Source organism: Pseudomonas taeanensis MS-3 (genome assembly GCF_000498575.2).
Lineage (GTDB): Bacteria > Pseudomonadota > Gammaproteobacteria > Pseudomonadales > Pseudomonadaceae > Aquipseudomonas > Aquipseudomonas taeanensis.
Genome location: NZ_AWSQ01000001.1, coordinates 1,105,587 through 1,123,650 on the forward strand (window position 1 = coordinate 1,105,587; position 18,064 = coordinate 1,123,650).

The following is an 18,064-nucleotide window of genomic DNA, read 5'->3' on the forward strand; positions in this document are numbered from 1 at the left end:
CATGCAGGGCCGTGGTTACGCACTGTGTCGCGTTCAGCCAGACCGTTGATCTAAAGTGCGTCAAACTCTTGTGATTGCGACATACCTATCATTTAGAGGGAATCTTTATGCAGATGACCAACCTTAGAAAGGGCGGAACTCCAAGTACTTCTCGCGCGATTAGGTTGCCAGCCGATTTAAACCTGCTGCGATAACTAACTCGACTGTCCAGCCGACTGGTAAAAAGGCCGGACCACTAGTGCCCGGCAAGGTTTACACACGGAGTAATCGGAATGTGCCGAAGCTGTCTTACCAGAGCGGTAAGCTGTAGCTGACGATAAAGCGGTTTTCGTCCAGATCGCTGCCGAAGTTGCTGCGTGTAGTGGCATTGCGCAGACGCAGGCCGACGTTTTTCAGCGGACCGCTTTGCACCACATAGGCAATGTCGGTGTTTCTCTCCCAGGTCTTGCCTTCGCTCAGGCCCACACCGCGATCGACGTTGTCTCCGGACAGGTAGCGGGTCATGAACGTCAGTCCCGGTACTCCAATAGTGGCGAAGTCGAAGTCGTAGCGCAGTTGCCAGGAGCGTTCGTCCTGATTACCGAAGTCATTGATCTGTACCAGGTTGACCAGCGCATTGTCCGAACCATCGATATAGGCGAAGCCGGTATCGCCGTTCAGGCGCTGATAACCGGCGGTGAGGCCATGACCGTCAATGCGATAGGTGAATAGTGCACCAAAGGCGTCGTTATCGACGTTGCTGCCGCCGTCATCGGTAGAGCGGGCGAAGCGTATGTCTGACTTGAAGCTCTGACCCTCGCCCAGTGGAAACTGGTGCACGAGGTTGACTAGGTGCTGCTGGTAAATACCATCAAGACCACCGTAGTAATAACTGGTGGCCAGTTGCGGGGTCCACTGGTAGCGGCCGCCGCCGAATAGGAATTCGTCGCTGGTTTTACTGCTGCCCAGCACAATGTTGCGCTTGCCGCCTTTGAAGACGGTCATCTCCTCGTTATCCGAGGAGTTACGCAAATTGACCTTGTCGATCCGTCCGAGGTCCAGGCTCAGGCCCTCCACCTCATTGCTGTTGAGCCAGGCACCCCGGAAAGTCTGTGGCAACAGGCGGCTGTCGTTGCGCATCAATGCAGGCAATACCGGCTGTAGGGTACCGAGCTTGAGGGTGCTTTTCGACGCCCGCAACTTGACCGTGAAGCCCGCCTCGCCGTATTCATCCTGAGCACGTTTCGGCGCTTCGCGGTCGCTCTTTAGGATGCCGGTACCGCTTCGATCCGGGCTTGAGTCGAGCTTGACTCCTAGGGAACCGGTGGCATCGAGGCCGAGCCCGATCGGGCCCTCGGTATAGCCGGACTCAAAGCGCAGCATGAATCCCTGGGCCCATTCTTCAGCCTTAGCTTGTGTGGCGGAGTCCTGGCGGAAGTCACGGTTCATATAGAAGTTGCGCGTATCCAGCACGGCTGTGCTGTCGTCGACGAAGGCAGCAAAGGTCGGGGTGCAGAGCCCTAGGCCGATACTGCTGGCGAGTAGCTGACAGGTGAGTTTTGGTTTGTATCGCATGGGTGTTTCCTCTTGTAGTTATTGTGGTTGCTGCTTTGTTGCTCACGGCCGTCCGGGCAATGCCTGCCGGTGCAGCATCGTGGAACTCGAATGAGCTCTAGAAAAGTGCGGGCCTAAGAGGCGGGATCGCGTGTTCACTCAAGACTTACAGGGACTCGCGTAGCTCCAGGCTATAGGCATGGAACACTCCCGCATGGCCTTCAGAAACTCTGGGGCGAATAGCAGCGATGGCTATGGAGCGAGGAGCAAAGAGCAGAGCGCCGAGGGCGAGGGACAGCGATGTGCCGAGGTTGCCCATGAAGGGAGTCCTTTAGTTATTGTTGTTGTCTGTCAGTGCACCTGTGGTGCACCAACGTTTTGCGTCATGGGAAGGCAGCCCAGCGCGTCTGTGATTACTAGAGCGAAAGACGTGCCAGATTGATCAGTCGACCTCAGGAAAATCGTCATGGAGGCGGCGGGGGCTTGTGAGGCGGGGCTTTGCGCCCGTCGACAAGAATTTCGTCGGTGGGCTAACAGGGAGTAGGTAGGGTGTTTTTGTGTCCAGTTGCATGGACATGTTTATCTGAGCGTTGCTGTAAGGAGAGCGCTGTCCAGTTTTTTGGAACAGCCGATCAGCGTTGGCTAAGCCCGTGGTGTTGCAGCTTGTTGTACAAGCTAGCGCGAGAGATGCCCAGCTCGCTGGCGGCGCGTCGGCGGTTACCATTGCAGGCCGCCAATGCTTGTTGTATGGCTTGGCGTTCGGCTTGGGCCATGCTTTCTGCTAGGAGGGGTAGTGGAGCACCCTTGACTGGTGCGGTATCAAGCGGTTCTGTCGACTGTGCTTGCGCCGTTAGGCCCCGCGTGGTCAACAGCGGCTGCAACTGCGCGGCGTCGAGAAGCGGCCCTTCTGCGTCGAGCTGTGCTCTTTCCAGCAGATTGCGGAGTTCTCGCACGTTGCCCTTCCAGGCTTGTCGAGTCAGTAGCGCTAGGGCCTCGCGGCTTAGCTCCATGGGCGCCTGGCCGGAACGGTTGGCGATATCGTCGAGCAGGTGCTCAACTAGGGTCGGGATGTCCTCGCAGCGCTCGCGCAGTGGGGGCACGTGCAGGGCTAGCACGTTGAGGCGGTAATACAGATCGTCTCGGAATTGGCCGGCGGCGACCTTGGCTTCCAAGTTGATATGGGTGGCGGCGATCACGCGTACGTTTAGCGACTTCACTTGGTTGGAGCCGAGTGGCTCGACCTCCTGCTCCTGCAGAACTCGCAGCAGCTTGGCCTGCAGCGCAAGCGGCAGATCGCCAATCTCGTCGAGGAACAGGGTTCCGCCGTTGGCCACTTCGAACTTGCCAATGCGCGCCTTACGGTCGGCGCCGGTGAAGGCGCCGGGGGCAGTGCCGAACAGTTCAGCCTCGACCAGGGTCTCAGGGATGGCAGCAACGTTGACCGCAACGAAAGGCCCGTTAGCCCGTGGCGACAGGTTGTGAATACCTTGGGCCAGGAGTTCCTTGCCGGTTCCGGTTTCGCCACGAAGCAGCACCGTGGCGTTCAGTTGGGCAGCACGCCGGGCCTGGCGTTTGACCTCGCTGGCTGCGGCGCCGGCACCGATGAACCCGGCGATGGTGTAGCGCGCGCGGCGAGCCTTGGCCAGTTCGCTCTGGGTGGCCAGCAACTCGTTCTGCAATACGTTGAATTTGGCCATCAAGGGTTTCAGGTGGCGTGCACGATCGAATAGGACGAAACCCAGGGCACCGACAAGAGTGCCGTCCTCGTCGCGTAGCGGGATTCGTGTTACCACGAAGTGCTCACTGCCGAAGGCCATCAGATCGAGCATGCTCGGCTGACCGCTATCTACCACCTCGCGCAGCTTGCTCGCCGGCAGAACTTGTTCGACCTCCATGCCGAGCACGTTATGGGGATCACTGATACCCACTTTCGCAGCGTACTTGTCGTTGATCCAGACGATCCGTGCCTGGCGGTTTACTGCGATAGTGCCTTCACATTGGGCGTTGAGGTGATCGAAGAGCAGCGGCATGGCCACAGCTCGGAAACGCTCGGGAGACACCCCGACGATCAGACCGTGCTGATCGAGATCTTCGCTGGATATGGCCATGGCAACTGATATTCCAAAGGAGGTGCAAGGGATTATGGGAGCCGCTGTGTGGCCCAGGCAAGACGCTCCCTCGAGCGTCCATCGGACAGGCTCGGGGATGGGGGTTACGGTCCGCCATACACCTCGTTGGGCAGCCAGGTGGCCAGCTCTTGGAAATTGAACACCAGAGCCAGACCGAGCAGTTGCAGGGCGATGAAGGGCGCCACGCCCAGGTAGATGTCGCGGGTGGTGATACCGGGCGGGCAGACGCCCTTGATATAGAACAGGGCAAAGCCCACCGGCGGGGTGAGGAACGAGGTCTGCAGGCACAGGGCGAAGAGGATGGCGAACCACAGCGGGTCGACACCCATGGAGAACAGCACCGGCGCCACCAGCGGAAGGATGATCAGGGTGATCTCCACCCAGTCGAGGAAGAAGCCCAGCAGGAAGGTGATAAACAGCACGGTGAGCAGCACGCCGGTCTGGCCGAACGGCAGGCCGGTCAGTGCCGCGCGCACCACGTCATCGCCACCGAGGCCGCGCAGCACTGCGGCGAACACCGTGGCGCCGATGAAGATGCCGAAGATGAACGCGGTGGTGCGGCTGGTCTGGTACAGCGCCTCCTTGAGCATGGCCAGGTTCAGTCGGCGGCCGATCCCGGTCATCAGCAGGGCGCCGGCGGCACCAACCGCCGAGGCCTCGGTGGTGGTGGCGATGCCGAAGAAGATCGAACCGAGCACGGCGAGGATCAGCGCCAGCGGCGGCACCACGGCCCAGAACACGTCGATCAGGGCGCGACCGTCGAGGGGTTGGCGGTTTTTCGGTGCCGGGGCGAAGTCCTTCTTCAGCCAGGACGCGATAACGATGTAGAGGATGTACAGGCAGGCGAGCATCATGCCTGGAATCAACGCGCCCATGAACAGCTTACCGACCGAGGCCTCGGGGGTGCCGAGGCGATCGGCCATCAGCACCAGCATGATGCTCGGCGGCACTAGGATGCCCAAGGTGCCCACCGAGCAGGCAGTACCGACCGCCAGGCTCTTGTTGTAGTTGGCCTGCAGCATGGGCCCCAGCGAGAGCATGCCGAGCAGCACCACCGAGGCGCCAACGATGCCGGTGGAGGCGGCCAGCAGCACGCCGACGATCACCACGGTGATCGCGTAGCCGCCGCGCAGCGGCCCCAACACCCGAACCAGGCTGTGCATCAGGCGTTCGGCGATGCCGGAGCGGTCGAGCATGATGCCCATGAAGATGAACAGCGGCAGCGCCACCATCAGCTCGTTGGCGACGATGCCGTAGATGCGCGCATCGAGCACGCTGATGGTGCCGCTCCAGGTGTACCAGAGGTCGGCGTCGAAATATTCCACTAGCACATGGCCAGTGACGGCGAAGACCAGGCCGATGCCGGCCAGCGACCAAGCCACGGGAAAGCCCAGCAGCAGCAAGCCCATGAAGCTGGCGAACATGGCAATGACAAGCAGTTGTTCCAGACCCATTACTTCAGCCTCGTGATCAGGGATGCGGATGGCCGCCATTGCGGTCATCGGCGGGCACGCTAATGGCCCGGGGGAAGTTGAACAGTAGGGTGCTGCAGCGTGAGGCGCGGGAAACCAGGGCGACGGCCACCAGGATCAGGCCCAGCGGCAACACGCTCTTGAACAGGAAGCGGTAGGGCAGCCCGCTGGGCGCCTGCGAGTGTTCCTGATAGACGAAGGCGGTGTAGGCATAGGGGATCAGGCTGTCGATCATCAGGCCGATTATCGGCAGGGCCAGCAGGACGATGCCCGCCAGTTCGATCTGGGCCTGCAGGCGCAGGGAGAATTTCTCCCGCAGGACATCGACGCGGACATGGTCGTCGCGCACCACGGCATAGGCCAGGGACAGCATCATCGCGGCGCCGAACAGGTGCCAGGACAGCTCTTCCAGGGCGATCGAGCCGCGCGCCAGGACGAAACGGCTGAACACATTGCTCAGTACCACCCCCAGCACCGCCAGCCACAGCCAGGCACTGGCCCGGCCGATGGCGACAATCAGGTGGTCCAGGCGCCAGGACAGGCGATTGTTGGGCAGGTCAGCGGTGACCAGCGGATCGGCAGAAGCAGGTTGCTGCATCGGGAAAACCTCGCACGTATCAGGCAGGAAGACGCAACGGGCCGCGGCATGGCCGGGCCCGGGCAGGTTCGGGTGCGTGATCAGTCGTGCTGGTAGAAGTCCCGTGGCAGGTAACCCATGCTGTGCCAGGTGCCGTGCAGTTTCATGAACTCGCGCTGGCTGGTCAGCACGCGCTTGAACATGGCGTCCTGGCCGGCGATCTCGTCGAGCACCTCGTTGGTCACGCGCTGCAGTTCGCGCAGCACCGGCTCGGGCAGGACCTGGGCCTTTACCCCTTCCTTCTGGTACTCGGCGAGGGCGATCGGCTGGGCCCACTCGCTCTCGGCCAGGCCCTTGAGGGTGGCCGACTCGCAACCCATCTCGATCAGCGCGCGGCTCTGCGGCTCAAGCTTGTTCCACACGTCCTGGTTGACCAGCAGGTGCGAGGTGGTCAGGGTCTGGTGCCAGCCCGGCATGATGTAGTTCTTGATGATCTGGTCGAGGCCTAGCATCTTGTCGATCGCCGGCTGGGAGAACTCCGTGGCGTCGATGGTCTTGCGCTCCAGCGCCTGATAGATCTCGCCGCCGGGGATCATGGTGACCGAGGCTCCGAGTTTCTCCAGCACTTTGCCGCCAATGCCAGCGAAGCGGATGCGTAGGCCGTCGAAGTCTTTCAGCTGGGTGATCGGCTTGGCGAACCAGCCGGCACCTTCCGGGCCGATGATGCTGCACAGCATCGGGTGGATGTTGTGCGGGGCGTAAATTTCCTCCAGCAGCTTCTTGCCGTCACCCTGGTAGTACCAGGCCACGTAGGCGGGCGGCTCCAAGTTGAAGGGGGCTCCGGAGTAGAGTGGCAGGGCCGGGATGCTGCCTTGGTCATAGCCGACCCAAGTATAGCCGGCCGGGTATTTGCCGCTGCTCACTGCATTCATGATCTCGAATGGCGGCACCAGTTCGCCCGGCTCATAGTAGCGCAGCTGAATGTCACCGGCGGAGATAGTCTTGAGCGATTCTGTCAGGTGCTTCGCTGGGGTAACCAAACCCACCAAGTGCGATGGGAAGGCGAGTGGCACCTGCCAGCGAATTTTTTCGGTGGCCATCGCCGGGCTGGTCAGCAAGCTGCTGGTGAGTAACGCAGCTGCGGTGACACCAAGGGTTAGGCGGGTTAGCTGTTGCTTTGTATGCATGCTGGAGTTCCTTTTTATTGTATTTTTTTGAACAGTGGCTGGATAAGGCGGCTTCAACTGCGGTGCTCCTCATTGCAGAGGCGCTAGCGGTAAGCTCGTTTACTAAAGCGATTTCTGTGCCAGTTTTAAATTTCTATATAAATCAATATCTTATATGTATTGCATGTGTCGAATGAATAAACTGTTCTGAAAAACTGGACACTCCAGCGTAAAGCAATGGCTATTGTGTCCAAAAATATAGACAGTATCGCCTAGTCTTATGGACACGAACCGCATCGAATGCACTTCGATAACTCCGCATGCTGTTGGCAATGGCTGCTTTTGGTCGACTCTGTTGAAAAATAGCTCCCCTGCCTGGCCTACGACAAAATCGCCTTATTGGCTGGCGGGAGATCAAACAGCATGATGGGACAGTTATCGAGTTGACAGGAGCGGCTGCTTTGCTCGTTGAACCTTGAAGATAACATCCCAGCCAATCACCTTCTGCGCAGCATTGATCAGTGCCTCGGCCTCAGCGACCTGCGCCATTACCTAGCCGATTTCTATAGACCGATTGGACGCTCGTCGATAGATCTTGAACTGATGCTCAGCATGCTGATCGTGGGCTACTGCTATGGCATCGCTCCGAGCGTCGCTTGTATGCAGAGGCCCATCTGAGTCGGGCTTACCGTCGGTTCTTCCGGTTTAGCCTTGAAGATGAAGTTTCTAATCACTCGACCTTTTCCCAAAAGCACCACGGCCGTTTTTGAGATAGCGACTTGTTTCTCTAGTTGTTCAATGAGGTGCTGCGTCGTTGCATGGACGCAGGCTCGGTCAAAGGCGAAGGGTTTGCTGTAGACGCCAACATCATCAAAGCGGATGCAAGTCGGCAGCGCGGCGTACTAGGTGATGAGCCGGTCAACTGGAGCGATCCATCCCTGAGCACCTGCGGCGTGGGTGAATACCTTGAGGCACTCGATGAGGGGGGCTGAAACATTGCCGAAGCGCCTATCGCTAACGGATCCTCAAGCCCATTGGGCGGCGGCACCGGGAGGCCCAGCGTTCTTCGCCTATTCCACGAACTATCTGCTCGATACTGTTGTGGCTCAATGATTCTGGACACCCCAATAGGGCGTTAAGCTTCGCCCGGCAATGAGGTGTTTACGTGAACAGAAGATCATTCCGTACAGAGTTCAAACTCGAAGCAGCCGGCCTGGTTCCGAATCAAGGCTATTCAACTCCCGAAGCCTGCAAGTCGATGGATGTAGGCCCGACCGCATTACGTCGATGGCTGAAGCAATTGCGCAGCGAGCGTGGTGGCACAACACCCGCCGCAGCATGGCCATGACTCCCGAGCAGAAGCGCATACAAGACTTGGAGGCCCAGGTACGGCGCTTGGAGCGGGAGAAAGAGATCCTAGAAAAGGCTACCGCTCTCTTTATGTCGGACTCCCTCGATCAGTAAGCCTGATTGAGGCATTGGGCGAGCGGTATCCACGAGCCGAACTATGTCGAGTGTTTGGCGTAAAACGCAGAAGTGTCTATGACGCTTGCACACGACTCCGCCGAATAGATCATCAGCGGGTTGCTCTACGTCAGCTGGCCACTGAGCTTCATCTACAAAGCCGAGGCTCAGCCTGGGCCAGAAGACTGTCAGCGGCGCTGCGGATACAGGGTGTCATGGTGGGACGTTTTCTGCCCGGACGCCTGATGAAAGAGGCTCGAGTGTTCAGCACCGAATACCGTAAACATCGTAATCGCGAAGCTGATGGTGAGAGCGCCATCGCGACTAACGCGCTGGATTGGCAGTTCACAGTGAGTGGGCTCAACCAAGTGTGGTGCGGTGACGTGACCTGCGTCTGGGCGGGTAATCGCTGGATCTACCTGGCGGCGGTTATGGATCTATATGCGCGCCGTATCGTGGCTGGGCACTCTCCTCTCGGCCGGACTAGCAACTTACAACGCGGGCTTTGCGCGTGGCCTTCGAGTCCCGTGGTTGTCCGCAGCAGCTGGTGTTTCACTCTGACCAAGGTAGCCATTACACCAGCATCGAGTTCCGCCAAATGCTGTGGCGCTATCGAATCAAACAGAGGATGAGTCGCCGTGGCAACTGCTGGGACACTCAGTTCACTATGCTCATGAACGTCAGTCCTAGACCCTCTAGCTAGGGCGGGCGCGACAATCCTATGCAGAGGTGCGGCTCTGTCAAAGGTACACCCCAAGTACACCCCGAAAGAATTTTTGGCAACAAAAAAGGGTTACGTTTTCACGTAACCCTTTGATTTGTATGGTGCCGGCACCAAGAGTCGAACTCGGGACCTACTGATTACAAGTCAGTTGCTCTACCAGCTGAGCTATACCGGCATTTCAGGGCCGCCATTATATCCATTCATTTGCGCGAGTAAAGCCGTCTAGCTACAGAAAAATACTGGGCCGGCTATCAGCAGCAAAATCCTTATGCACAAGTGAGAGATAGCTGGAGCGATCGTGCGCTGTTTTTGTGCGCTGTGTCGCTGTTCGCCGTAAATGGCTGTTTTTACTGGGGTTTGTTTTTTGATTAAAAAGCGAGCAGGTGCTTTAGAGGTGCCTGGGAGTGACGTTATGGGGGTTTGCTCAGAATCTATCAACACAGTTATCCACAGGCTCTGTGGGTAACTCAGGGGCGTTCAGCGAGCAGCAGCAGGTTGCGCGGGGTGAGTCGCTGAGGGCAAAAGCTACCGAGGCGGACGGTAAAGCCTTGTTCTTGCAGGTAGAGGGCGCGATCGAGCACCAGCCACAGTTCCAGTGGGCGGCGGAACAAGGCGCGCAGCAGTTCCAGGTTGCGCACCTGAGCCAGTCGTTGCCAACCCTGGGTCTGCAGTTCTACCCAATCGTACAATGGGTTGGGGGCTGGAAGGCCTTTCAGGGCAGCCAGGTCTGCGCAGTAGTCGGCCAGGTCTTTCTTCAGCCAGGCTGGCGATAATGAGGGCGTAGGCAGGTACTCATCGATGCCACGTAGTTCGCGTTGCAAGATGTCGAAGGCCAGGCGACGGGCCATGGACAGGTCGCGTTGGCGGCGGACTCTTGCTCCTGCGGTGACGGTCTCGCTGAGGGGCAGGCCCAGGTCGTCCAGCGAGAGCTGTAGATCGGAGGCCTGCGCAGTTGAGGACAGGGGCTGATAACTGGGTGTACTGATGCGGTTGTAGCAGCAGGGGGCCAGCGCCAGTTGGCGGCAGCCGGCGCTGCTGGCCAGTTGCAGCAGGCGTACATGCAGGTCGCCACAGGCATGCAGGGCGACCGGGGTGTGTTCGTGGGTGAGCTGGTCTATGGCGTCGACGGCCAGCACGTCCTGCTCGATATGCAGGGCGCTAAGAGCAAGGCGTTGACTGAGCCTCTGCCCGCTATGTACCAGTTGCGGGTTGTGCTCGAGGCAGGTCAGTGGGCGTCCGTCATGGGCCAGTACGCGACCGAGGTGGCCTTTGCCGGCGCACCAGTCGAGCCAATGCTGGGGCGTTTGTTGGAACTGCAGACTGCTGCCGAAGGCCAGGATCTGCTGCCACTTGCGCCCCGGAACGTCGGTTGAGAAGCGTGCGGGCAGCTCATTCGTCGGCTGTTTGGAGAATTCGCCGACTCGGGTCAGTGCGCCGGCTTGTTGGGCCAGCTGAGCAAAGGGCGCCGGAGCTGCCAGCTGTTGCGGTTGATTGTGTTCGGCTTCGGCTTGTTCCAGGTTGCGCGCTCTGAGCCATTGAGCCAGCTCGGGGTGATCGGCCTCCCACGGCAGTTGTCGCAGGGTGAACGGCCTTGGCCGCCACAGCGCCTGGTGCGTGGTCAGAAAATCATCCAGCGCTAGAAAGCGCTGGAGCAAGGTGGCACCGCTAAGAGGCTGGTCGTGCATGCTGACTCTGTCGCTAAGCATGGTGGCCGGGGCAGCTATGCCCCTGCGGGTTCAGCGGCCCTGGCAGGCGTCGACGCGCAGCCAGCGTTCCAGCAGTTTGAAGCCGCGCACCAGGACGTAGGCGATGCCCAGGTAGAACAGCCCGGCGGCGAAGAAGATCTCCACTGGCAGGTAGGTGCGGGCGATGATGGTGCGCGCCATGCCGGTCAGCTCCAGCAGCGTGACGGTGCTGGCCAGGGCGCTGGCCTTGAGCATCAGGATCACTTCGTTGCTGTAGGCTGGCAGGCCGATACGTGCTGCGCGCGGCAGGATGATGTAGAGCATGGTTTGCCAGCGCGACATGCCCAGGGCGCGAGCGGCCTCGACTTCGCCCGGTGGTACCGCCTGGATGGCGCCGCGAAGGATCTCGGCGATATAGGCGGCGGTGTGCAGGGTCATGGTCAGGATGGCGCACCAGTAGGCATCGCGCAGGTACGGCCAGAGTGGGCCCTGGCGTACCGCGTCGAACTGGGCCAAGCCGTAATAGACCAGAAACAGCTGCACCAGCAGTGGCGTGCCGCGGAAGAAGAAGATGTAGCCGTAAGGCACGGCGCGCACGTACCAATGCTTGGATGAACGAGCAATGCCCAGGGGGATAGCCAGGATCAGCCCGGCGATCACTGCGATGCCAACCAGTTCCAGGGTCAGCATGGCGCCTTCAGCCAGACGTGGCAGCCACTTGATGATCACTTCCCAATTCATGCGGCGCTCCTGATGAAGCCGCGGCCGGCACGTTTCTCAAGGAAGTGCAGTCCAATCATGGCAAGGATGGTGAGGCCCAGGTAGATGAAGGCCGCCACCATGAAAAAGATAAAAGGTTCTTTACTCGAGGTTACGGCGATCTGCGAGCGGCGCATGATCTCCTCCAGGCCGATCACCGACACCAGTGCGGTGTCCTTCATCAGGATCATGAACAGATTACCCAGGCCGGGTAGGGCGATACGCCACATCTGCGGCAGGATCAGGCGCCAGAAGATACGTGGCGTGGACAGGCCTAGCGCTTGGCCGGCTTCGCGGTGGCCTTTGGGAATAGCCAGGATAGCGCCGCGAAACACCTCGGTGGCATAGGCGCCGAAACAAATACCGAGGGCGATGGCGCCGGCGGCGAAGGCGCTTAACTCAAGCCCGGGATGACCGATGGCCTCACCGATATCGCGCATCAGGTTGACTGTGCCGAAGTAGATCAGTAGTACCCAGAGCAGTTCGGGAACGCCGCGGACGATGGTCGAATAGGTGCCGCCAAGCCATTGCAGCGGCTTGTACGGCGAAGTCTTGGCCAGTGCACCGAGCAAGCCGAGCAACAACCCCAGGCTCAGCGCGCAGAGGGCCAGCTTGATGGTCATCAGCGTGCCGGCGGCCAGGGCCGGGCCAAATCCGTGGAGGTCTAAATTCATAGGGGCTCAGAAGCCTGCGCCGCCCAGGAGGCGGCGCAGCGCCGGTGGCTTAGTAGATGCTGAAAGGGAAGTACTTGTCGTTGATCTGCTTGTAGGTGCCGTCGGCAACGATTTCCTTGAGCGCGGCATTGAGCTTTTCGCGCAGCGGATCACCCTTGCGCACGGCGATGCCGATCTTGTCGTTGTCGAATACCGGGTCACCCTTGAACTCGAAGTCTTTGCCGGCTTCGCTCTTCAACCATTCCCAGTTGACGAAAGTGTCGGCCAATACGCCATCCAGACGGCTCGAAGACAGGTCGAGGTAAGCGTTTTCCTGAGTGTCGTACAGTTTGATATCGACCACGCCGTCCAGGTTGTCTTCCAGCCAGGTGCCGGCGATGGTTGCGCGTTGGGCGCCGATCACCTTGCCTTTCAGGCTGTCCTTGTCGGCTTTGAAATCACTGCTTTTAGGGGCGATGAACTGCAGTTTGTTGGTGTAGTACGGCTCGGTGAAATCGACTGCTTGCTGACGCTCTTCGGTGATCGACATCGAGGCCACCAGGAAGTCGAATTTCTTGGCGTTCAATGCGGGGATGATGCCGTCCCAGTCGGAGGTGACCACTTCGCACTCGGTCTTCATCTTGGCGCACAGGGCCTGGGCGATTTCCACATCGAAGCCGACCACCTGGCCGCTGGCGTCGATCAGGTTGAAGGGGGGATACGCACCTTCGGTACCGATTTTCAGTTTGTCAGCAGCGACGGCGCTGGTGCCGAAGGCCAGGGTGGCGGCCGCAGCCAGCAGGATTTTCTTATACTTCTGCATGCGATGTAGCTCCATTTAGTGATTGCTGGACATGAACTGTTTACAGCGCGCCGAGCTCGGGTTGTCAAACACCTGCTCGGGGGATCCTTGCTCTTCCACCTGACCCTGGTGGAGGAATACCACTTCGCTGGACACCTGGCGGGCGAAGCCCATTTCGTGGGTAACCAGCAGCATGGTGCGACCTTCGTCGGCGAGCGCGCGGATCACACTAAGCACTTCTTGTACCATTTCCGGATCGAGCGCCGAAGTGGGCTCATCGAACAGGATAACTTTCGGCTGCATGGCCAGGGTACGGGCAATGGCTGCGCGTTGCTGTTGGCCGCCGGACAGTTGGTTGGGATAAGCGTGACGTTTGTCGGCGATGCCGACCTTGGCCAGCAATGCCTCGGCCACTTCGGTCGCTTCGGCCTTGCTCTGGCCGAGCACCCGGCGCGGTGCCTCGATAATGTTGTCGAGCACGCTCATATGCGGCCACAGGTTGAAGTTCTGGAAGACGAAACCCAGTTCGCTACGCAGCCGGTTGATCTGTTTGCCATCGGCGGCAACCAGATCGCCATTTTTGCCGGGCTTGAGCTTGAGCTCTTCGCCCGCGACGATGATCTGTCCCTGGTTGGGATTTTCCAACAGGTTGATACAGCGCAGAAAGGTCGATTTACCGGAGCCGGAGGAGCCGAGGATGGAGATCACGTCACCGTCACGGGCAGTCAGGGAGATGCCTTTGAGCACCTCAAGGTCGCCGAAGCGTTTGTGCAGGTTGCGGATTTCCAGCGCGGGCGTGGCCTCGGCCATTGGGTGTCCTCTTCTTATGCGGAAGCACTCCGGCAGTCTACGGGCCTTCCTGGCGAAGCGTCACGCTAGCATAGCGCCAGGACGAGCGCCAAGCAGGCAAGCGCGAGTAAAGGGTGCGTGGTCGCGAGCTTGTCGCATCGCTACAGTTGTCTGTCGCGCAGGCGCAAAAAGCCCGAAGGGCTGATGGGGCTTTTGCAGTGCGCGGCGGGGTGAAGGCAAGGCTGAAAGCCAAATTGCTGTGGATGGGCGGCAGGCAGCCTTTTCTGTTGCAAGTACGGCAACTGTCAGTTGGTGTTTCTAGGCGGCCCTAGCTGATGAGGCGATGTCGCTTATCAGCATGCCGTGGCGCACGATGCAGCTGTGGCCGGCACTTTCCAGGCGGAGAGGATCGCGCCCCGAAATTGACCAGCCCTTGGCCAGTAATTGGTCGATGTGAGCGCGCATTGCATGGTATTGGCGTTGTTCAGCTTTAGTGGATTCCATTCGTATCTCTCTCCTGTGGCTGCACCAGTTTCTCTGGGCAAGTAGTCTGACTTTCCTTGGGGTGCGCCGTAGTGCCATCGTGGCGCTATGATATTAGCGAATTCAGGAAGATTGGAAAAGCCAGTATTTCCGCGGGCTGGCGGCGGTCTATTCGCCCTGGCTAGGGCGAATAGACCGCTTTTTATCCAGGCGGCTTCAATGGCGTGACGATCAGTGAGGGGGAGGCATGGTTCCGTTCTCAGGCGCAGCCGTGACTTTGACGGTGCTCAGTAGGTGCTACAAAGATGCGGCGGGGAAGCGCCTAAGCCACCACGGGGATTAGCGGGTCGGCCGCAGCCAGGGCCGTTTCCCGATCGGCTACCGGCGGGTAGATCCACTGGGTGTTGATCTGGGTTTTCAGCTCCTTGCCTTCCTTGCCGGTCAGTACCACTTTGCGCTCCCAGCCTTCGGTAAATACCGCACCCCAGCCGCCTAGGTCCAGGCAGGTGACGTACTTGGCTTGGCTGTAGGCAATCGGTGCCACGCCGATCAGATCCGCTGCGGCGTTATTGCCGGCTGAACGGCCCAGGGCGATGGCATGTTGGCAGGTCATCAGGGCGTGGTTGCCCAGGTTGTCCACGGCCGCGTAGGCGGTGTCGCCAGTGGCGTAGATGGCGTCCTGGCCGAGCACCTTGAGATTGCGGTCGACGTGCAGGCGGCCATGTGGGTCGCGCTCACCATTGATCTGCCGGGTCAGCGGTGAGGCTTTCACGCCCACGGCAAAGATCACCGTACTGGCGGCGATGCGTTCGCCATTGCCGAGCTGTACACCGTGTTTATCGACCCTGGAAACCGGGCTGCCGAGTCGCCAGGTGACGCCCAGGCTGGCGCTGGCGTCGGCGACGATCTTGGCAAGTTCCTCGCCCAAGGCACCGCCCACCTGCTTGGCCATATCCACCACTATCACACGAATGTCCGTCTGTTCACCGAGGATGGCGCGCAGGCGCGCCGGCATTTCGGTGGCGGTTTCGATACCGGTAAAGCCACCGCCGACCACCACCACGGTGTTGCGCGCCGCGCTCTCTGGCTGCTGGCCCAGGCTCCGTAGGTGCGCTTCGAGTCTTTGCGCTGACTCCAGGCTGTCGATATCGAAGGTGAAATGTTCGATACCTTCCAGTGGTGGGCGGGCCACCTGGCTGCCGGAGGCGAGGATCAGGCGGTCATAACGCAGCTCGGCTTGGTTGCCCGAAGCGTCGCGGTAGGTCACGCGTTTGCTCGCCGCATCAATTTGCGTGGCGCTGCCCTGGACGAAGCGCACACCCACGGTATCGAACAGCGGCCCGAGCGGGGCGACGGTGCTGGCCAGGTCGGTTTCGTAGAAACGTGGGCGCACGCGCAGTTCCGCCTGTGGCGCGAGCAGGGTGACGGCTACATCCAGGCGTTGCTGTTGATCGAGCAGGCGCACGGCGCTGAGCGCGCTCCACATACCACTGAAGCCTGCACCGATGATCAGAATTTGCTGTTTCATGTTGTGAGTTCCCGTAGTGAAGAGAAAGGCTGTTGGCTGAAGACGGGAGTGATTCTGCATCTGGCTTGGATTAGCGTATTGATCCATTCTTGCTGAAAATAATTGGTCCACTTTGGAGCAGCCATGCCCCCCGAGAAATCGCCACCGCAGGTGGTCTTCCTGCCACTGGGCATGCCTGAACCGGGCGTTAGCCTGCAGCGTTGGCTGTACGAGGCGGTGCGTAGCGCCATTCTCGCTGGGCGTCTGCCGGCCGGCAGCAAGCTGCCCAGCACGCGCGCCCTGGCCGAGCATTACCAGCTGGCGCGGGGTACCGCTCAGGCGGCCTATCAGCAGTTGTTTTCCGAGGGCTATCTGGAGACGCAGACCGGCAGCGGCACTCGGGTTTGCCAGGTGTTGCCGGATGCCACGCTCAACGCCGGCTATGTACGGCGCAAGGTCGTGGCTCAGGTGGAAGCGCCGCGCTCGCCGCCGACAACGCCGTGGATCGAGCGGCTGGATGCGATTAACCCGGTGTTTGCGCAGCGGTCGGTGATGCCGGGGCTGCGGCCGTTCTTTCCGCACCGTGGCGACACTCAGGCGTTTCCGGTCGATCTGTGGCGCAAGCTGCATATCCAGCAGTTGCGTGCGTCGCGCCTGTCGATCCTGCTGGATTCGGACCCTGGCGGGCTGCCGGCGTTGCGTGAGGCCATCGCCGGCTACCTGGCCATCGCCCGCGGTGTGCAGGTGCCCGCCGAGCGCATTCTGGTGCTCAACAGCGTGCAGCAAGGCCTCGACCTCTGCCTGCGGCTGTTGGCTCCGGGCGACTCCCAAGTGTGGATGGAAGATCCCGGCTACCCCGGGGCGCGCCAGCTGATCGATGTGTCGGGCGTGCAGCGGGTCGATGTGCCAGTGGATGGATTCGGCATTCAGGTGGAAGAGGGCGTGCGCCTAGCCCCTAATGCCCGGCTGGCCTACGTCACCCCTTCGCGTCAGGCCCCGCTGGGTGGTGAACTGTCGCCGGCGCGGCGGCTGGCGTTGTTGCAGTGGGCGGCGCAGAGCGGCAGCTACATTTTTGAGGACGACTACGACAGCGAATACCGCTTTATCGCCAAGCCGATTCCGGCGCTGCGCTCAATGCCGGCGGCGGAGCAGTCGGTGATTCTTGCCGGCACCTTCAGCAAGCTACTGTTCCCCTCTATCCGTCTGGCCTACCTGGTATTGCCAGAGCATTTGCTGGAAAGCTTTACCCGTGCCGCCGCGCTGATGTCGCGCCATGCCAACAGCCTGTCGCAGGCGGTGCTGGCCGACTTTATTCATGAGGGACATTTCGACCGCCATGTGCGGCGCATGCGCAAGATCTACGCCTCACGCGCCGAGGCGTTCGCCGATTCCGCTCAGCGTCATTGGCAGGGGCTGATCGAGGTGCCGGAAATTCGCGCCGGACTGGATATCACCTGCAACCTGCAGGTGGGTAGTGAGCAGGACGCCTTCGCTCGTCTGCAGGCGGCGAGTATCGATGTGCTGCCGCTGGCACGCTATTGCGTGAAGCCGTGTCCACCGGGGCTGGTACTGGGTTTTGCACCCTACGATGAACGCGCCATCGAGGACGCTGCCAAGGCTGTGGCAATGGCATTGAGGTAATAAGGCCACGCGACTCTGTCGCATGCCTGACTCTTCAACAGCGCGGGCGGGTGCGAATGGCTGGAGTCGACCCGGGCTGGGTGAAAGCGCGCTGAGCTTGCTGAAGACCGCGCGGCGATGGTGCACCGGCTGCCTGGCCTCCGGTGCCTTGACCCACTTGCGGATTGTGTTGCGCGCCAACCCAGTGCGCTTGGTTATCTCATGCAGCGACAGCTTGTCGCGGAAATACATCCGCCGAAATTTGCCCATCATTTCGATGCTGATCACTCTGTGTGCCTCTGCTCAAAAAACGAGCAGAGGTAGTTGAGCTCCTGGGTCAGTTTCGCTCAGCGACAACAGTCGCAGGAGAGATGCAGTGGGACTTCGTCATCGGAACGTACTACCTACCCGTTTTCCCCGCTCTGAGCCGCTCTGGCTGCTCTCTGAGAGTGCTTTGCCAATTTCTGATGTCCTGGATTGGTCCGTAGGCAAGCTCTTCTGAAGTGAGCCTGTGCGGGCTGCGAAGCGGTTGGTCCAGAAATGCTTCAGGCGCCATCAAACTGCAGGCAATAAAAAACCCCAAGGAGGTTAAATTCGCTTGGGGTTTCTCGGTATTAGTGGTGCCCAGGGACGGAATCGAACCGCCGACACGGGGATTTTCAATCCCCTGCTCTACCGACTGAGCTACCTGGGCAACGGGG

At 60.1% G+C, this 18,064-nt stretch carries 14 protein-coding genes, 2 tRNA genes and 3 pseudogenes; 4 read left to right on the forward strand and 15 right to left on the reverse strand.

Going from position 1 to position 18,064, the window contains the following annotated elements; translation table 11 throughout:
- Positions 1 to 288: 288 nt before the first annotated feature.
- The 5 genes from TMS3_RS04750 to TMS3_RS04770 all read right to left on the reverse strand — a co-directional run bounded on the left by TMS3_RS04750 (position 289) and on the right by TMS3_RS04770 (position 6,898).
- Complete coding sequence (locus TMS3_RS04750; RefSeq protein WP_025164109.1) at positions 289 to 1,554, reverse strand: OprD family porin; 1,266 nt, start codon at positions 1,552 to 1,554, stop codon at positions 289 to 291.
- A 611-nt stretch (positions 1,555 to 2,165) separates the two neighbouring features.
- On the reverse strand, positions 2,166 to 3,641 hold the full coding sequence (locus TMS3_RS04755) for a sigma-54 interaction domain-containing protein (protein ID WP_025164110.1): 1,476 nt from the start codon (positions 3,639 to 3,641) through the stop codon (positions 2,166 to 2,168).
- 104 nt (positions 3,642 to 3,745) lie between these two features.
- Positions 3,746 to 5,116 carry a TRAP transporter large permease gene (locus TMS3_RS04760; RefSeq protein ID WP_025164111.1) on the reverse strand — a complete coding sequence of 457 codons (1,371 nt, stop codon included), beginning with the start codon at positions 5,114 to 5,116 and terminating at the stop codon, positions 3,746 to 3,748.
- Between the two features lie 16 nt (positions 5,117 to 5,132).
- Positions 5,133 to 5,732, reverse strand: a complete 600-nt coding sequence (locus tag TMS3_RS04765) for a TRAP transporter small permease subunit (protein ID WP_025164112.1) — start codon at positions 5,730 to 5,732, stop codon at positions 5,133 to 5,135.
- A gap of 80 nt (positions 5,733 to 5,812) precedes the next feature.
- A complete protein-coding gene (locus tag TMS3_RS04770) occupies positions 5,813 to 6,898 on the reverse strand; it encodes a TRAP transporter substrate-binding protein (RefSeq protein ID WP_025164113.1) in 1,086 nt (361 codons plus the stop codon).
- A gap of 435 nt (positions 6,899 to 7,333) precedes the next feature.
- On the opposite strand from TMS3_RS04770, the pseudogene TMS3_RS04775 reads away from it, so the two are divergent.
- From TMS3_RS04775 to TMS3_RS25885, 3 genes and pseudogenes are all read left to right on the forward strand, one after another.
- Positions 7,334 to 7,975 (forward strand): annotated as a pseudogene (locus TMS3_RS04775) (transposase); the annotation flags it as partial.
- A gap of 67 nt (positions 7,976 to 8,042) precedes the next feature.
- Positions 8,043 to 8,225 (forward strand): transposase, encoded by a 183-nt coding sequence (locus tag TMS3_RS25880; RefSeq protein ID WP_083491703.1) that lies wholly within the window; start codon positions 8,043 to 8,045, stop codon positions 8,223 to 8,225.
- Between the two features lie 618 nt (positions 8,226 to 8,843).
- A pseudogene (locus TMS3_RS25885) lies at positions 8,844 to 9,044 on the forward strand (DDE-type integrase/transposase/recombinase); the annotation flags it as partial.
- Between the two features lie 120 nt (positions 9,045 to 9,164).
- Here the strand turns inward: TMS3_RS25885 and TMS3_RS04785 are convergent.
- The 8 genes from TMS3_RS04785 to TMS3_RS04820 all read right to left on the reverse strand — a co-directional run bounded on the left by TMS3_RS04785 (position 9,165) and on the right by TMS3_RS04820 (position 15,764).
- Positions 9,165 to 9,240: transfer RNA gene (locus TMS3_RS04785), tRNA-Thr, on the reverse strand.
- 292 nt (positions 9,241 to 9,532) lie between these two features.
- Entirely contained in the window at positions 9,533 to 10,750 is a 1,218-nt protein-coding gene (locus tag TMS3_RS04790; protein ID WP_025164114.1) for a methyltransferase, read from the reverse strand.
- A 51-nt stretch (positions 10,751 to 10,801) separates the two neighbouring features.
- Positions 10,802 to 11,491 carry an ABC transporter permease gene (locus TMS3_RS04795; RefSeq protein ID WP_025164115.1) on the reverse strand — a complete coding sequence of 230 codons (690 nt, stop codon included), beginning with the start codon at positions 11,489 to 11,491 and terminating at the stop codon, positions 10,802 to 10,804.
- Positions 11,488 to 12,183 (reverse strand): ABC transporter permease, encoded by a 696-nt coding sequence (locus TMS3_RS04800; protein ID WP_025164116.1) that lies wholly within the window; start codon positions 12,181 to 12,183, stop codon positions 11,488 to 11,490. Before TMS3_RS04800 ends, TMS3_RS04795 begins: the two co-directional genes overlap by 4 nt.
- Before the next feature lie 49 nt (positions 12,184 to 12,232).
- Positions 12,233 to 12,985 (reverse strand): ABC transporter substrate-binding protein, encoded by a 753-nt coding sequence (locus tag TMS3_RS04805; protein ID WP_025164117.1) that lies wholly within the window; start codon positions 12,983 to 12,985, stop codon positions 12,233 to 12,235.
- Positions 12,986 to 13,000: 15 nt separating this feature from the next.
- A complete protein-coding gene (locus TMS3_RS04810; protein ID WP_025164118.1) occupies positions 13,001 to 13,774 on the reverse strand; it encodes an ABC transporter ATP-binding protein in 774 nt (257 codons plus the stop codon).
- A gap of 297 nt (positions 13,775 to 14,071) precedes the next feature.
- Positions 14,072 to 14,257: a hypothetical protein gene (locus TMS3_RS04815; RefSeq protein WP_025164119.1), complete on the reverse strand. Its 186-nt coding sequence runs from the start codon at positions 14,255 to 14,257 to the stop codon at positions 14,072 to 14,074.
- Between the two features lie 301 nt (positions 14,258 to 14,558).
- Positions 14,559 to 15,764, reverse strand: coding sequence for an NAD(P)/FAD-dependent oxidoreductase (locus tag TMS3_RS04820; RefSeq protein WP_025164120.1), 1,206 nt, complete (start codon positions 15,762 to 15,764; stop codon positions 14,559 to 14,561).
- A 123-nt stretch (positions 15,765 to 15,887) separates the two neighbouring features.
- Between TMS3_RS04820 and pdxR the strand changes: the two genes are divergently transcribed.
- Positions 15,888 to 17,384, forward strand: a complete 1,497-nt coding sequence (gene pdxR / locus TMS3_RS04825) for a MocR-like pyridoxine biosynthesis transcription factor PdxR (protein ID WP_025164121.1) — start codon at positions 15,888 to 15,890, stop codon at positions 17,382 to 17,384.
- Between the two features lie 86 nt (positions 17,385 to 17,470).
- Here the strand turns inward: pdxR and TMS3_RS24960 are convergent.
- Positions 17,471 to 17,633 (reverse strand): annotated as a pseudogene (locus TMS3_RS24960) (IS21 family transposase); the annotation flags it as partial.
- 348 nt (positions 17,634 to 17,981) lie between these two features.
- A tRNA-Phe gene (locus TMS3_RS04830) sits at positions 17,982 to 18,057 on the reverse strand.
- Between the last annotated feature and the right edge of the window lie 7 nt (positions 18,058 to 18,064).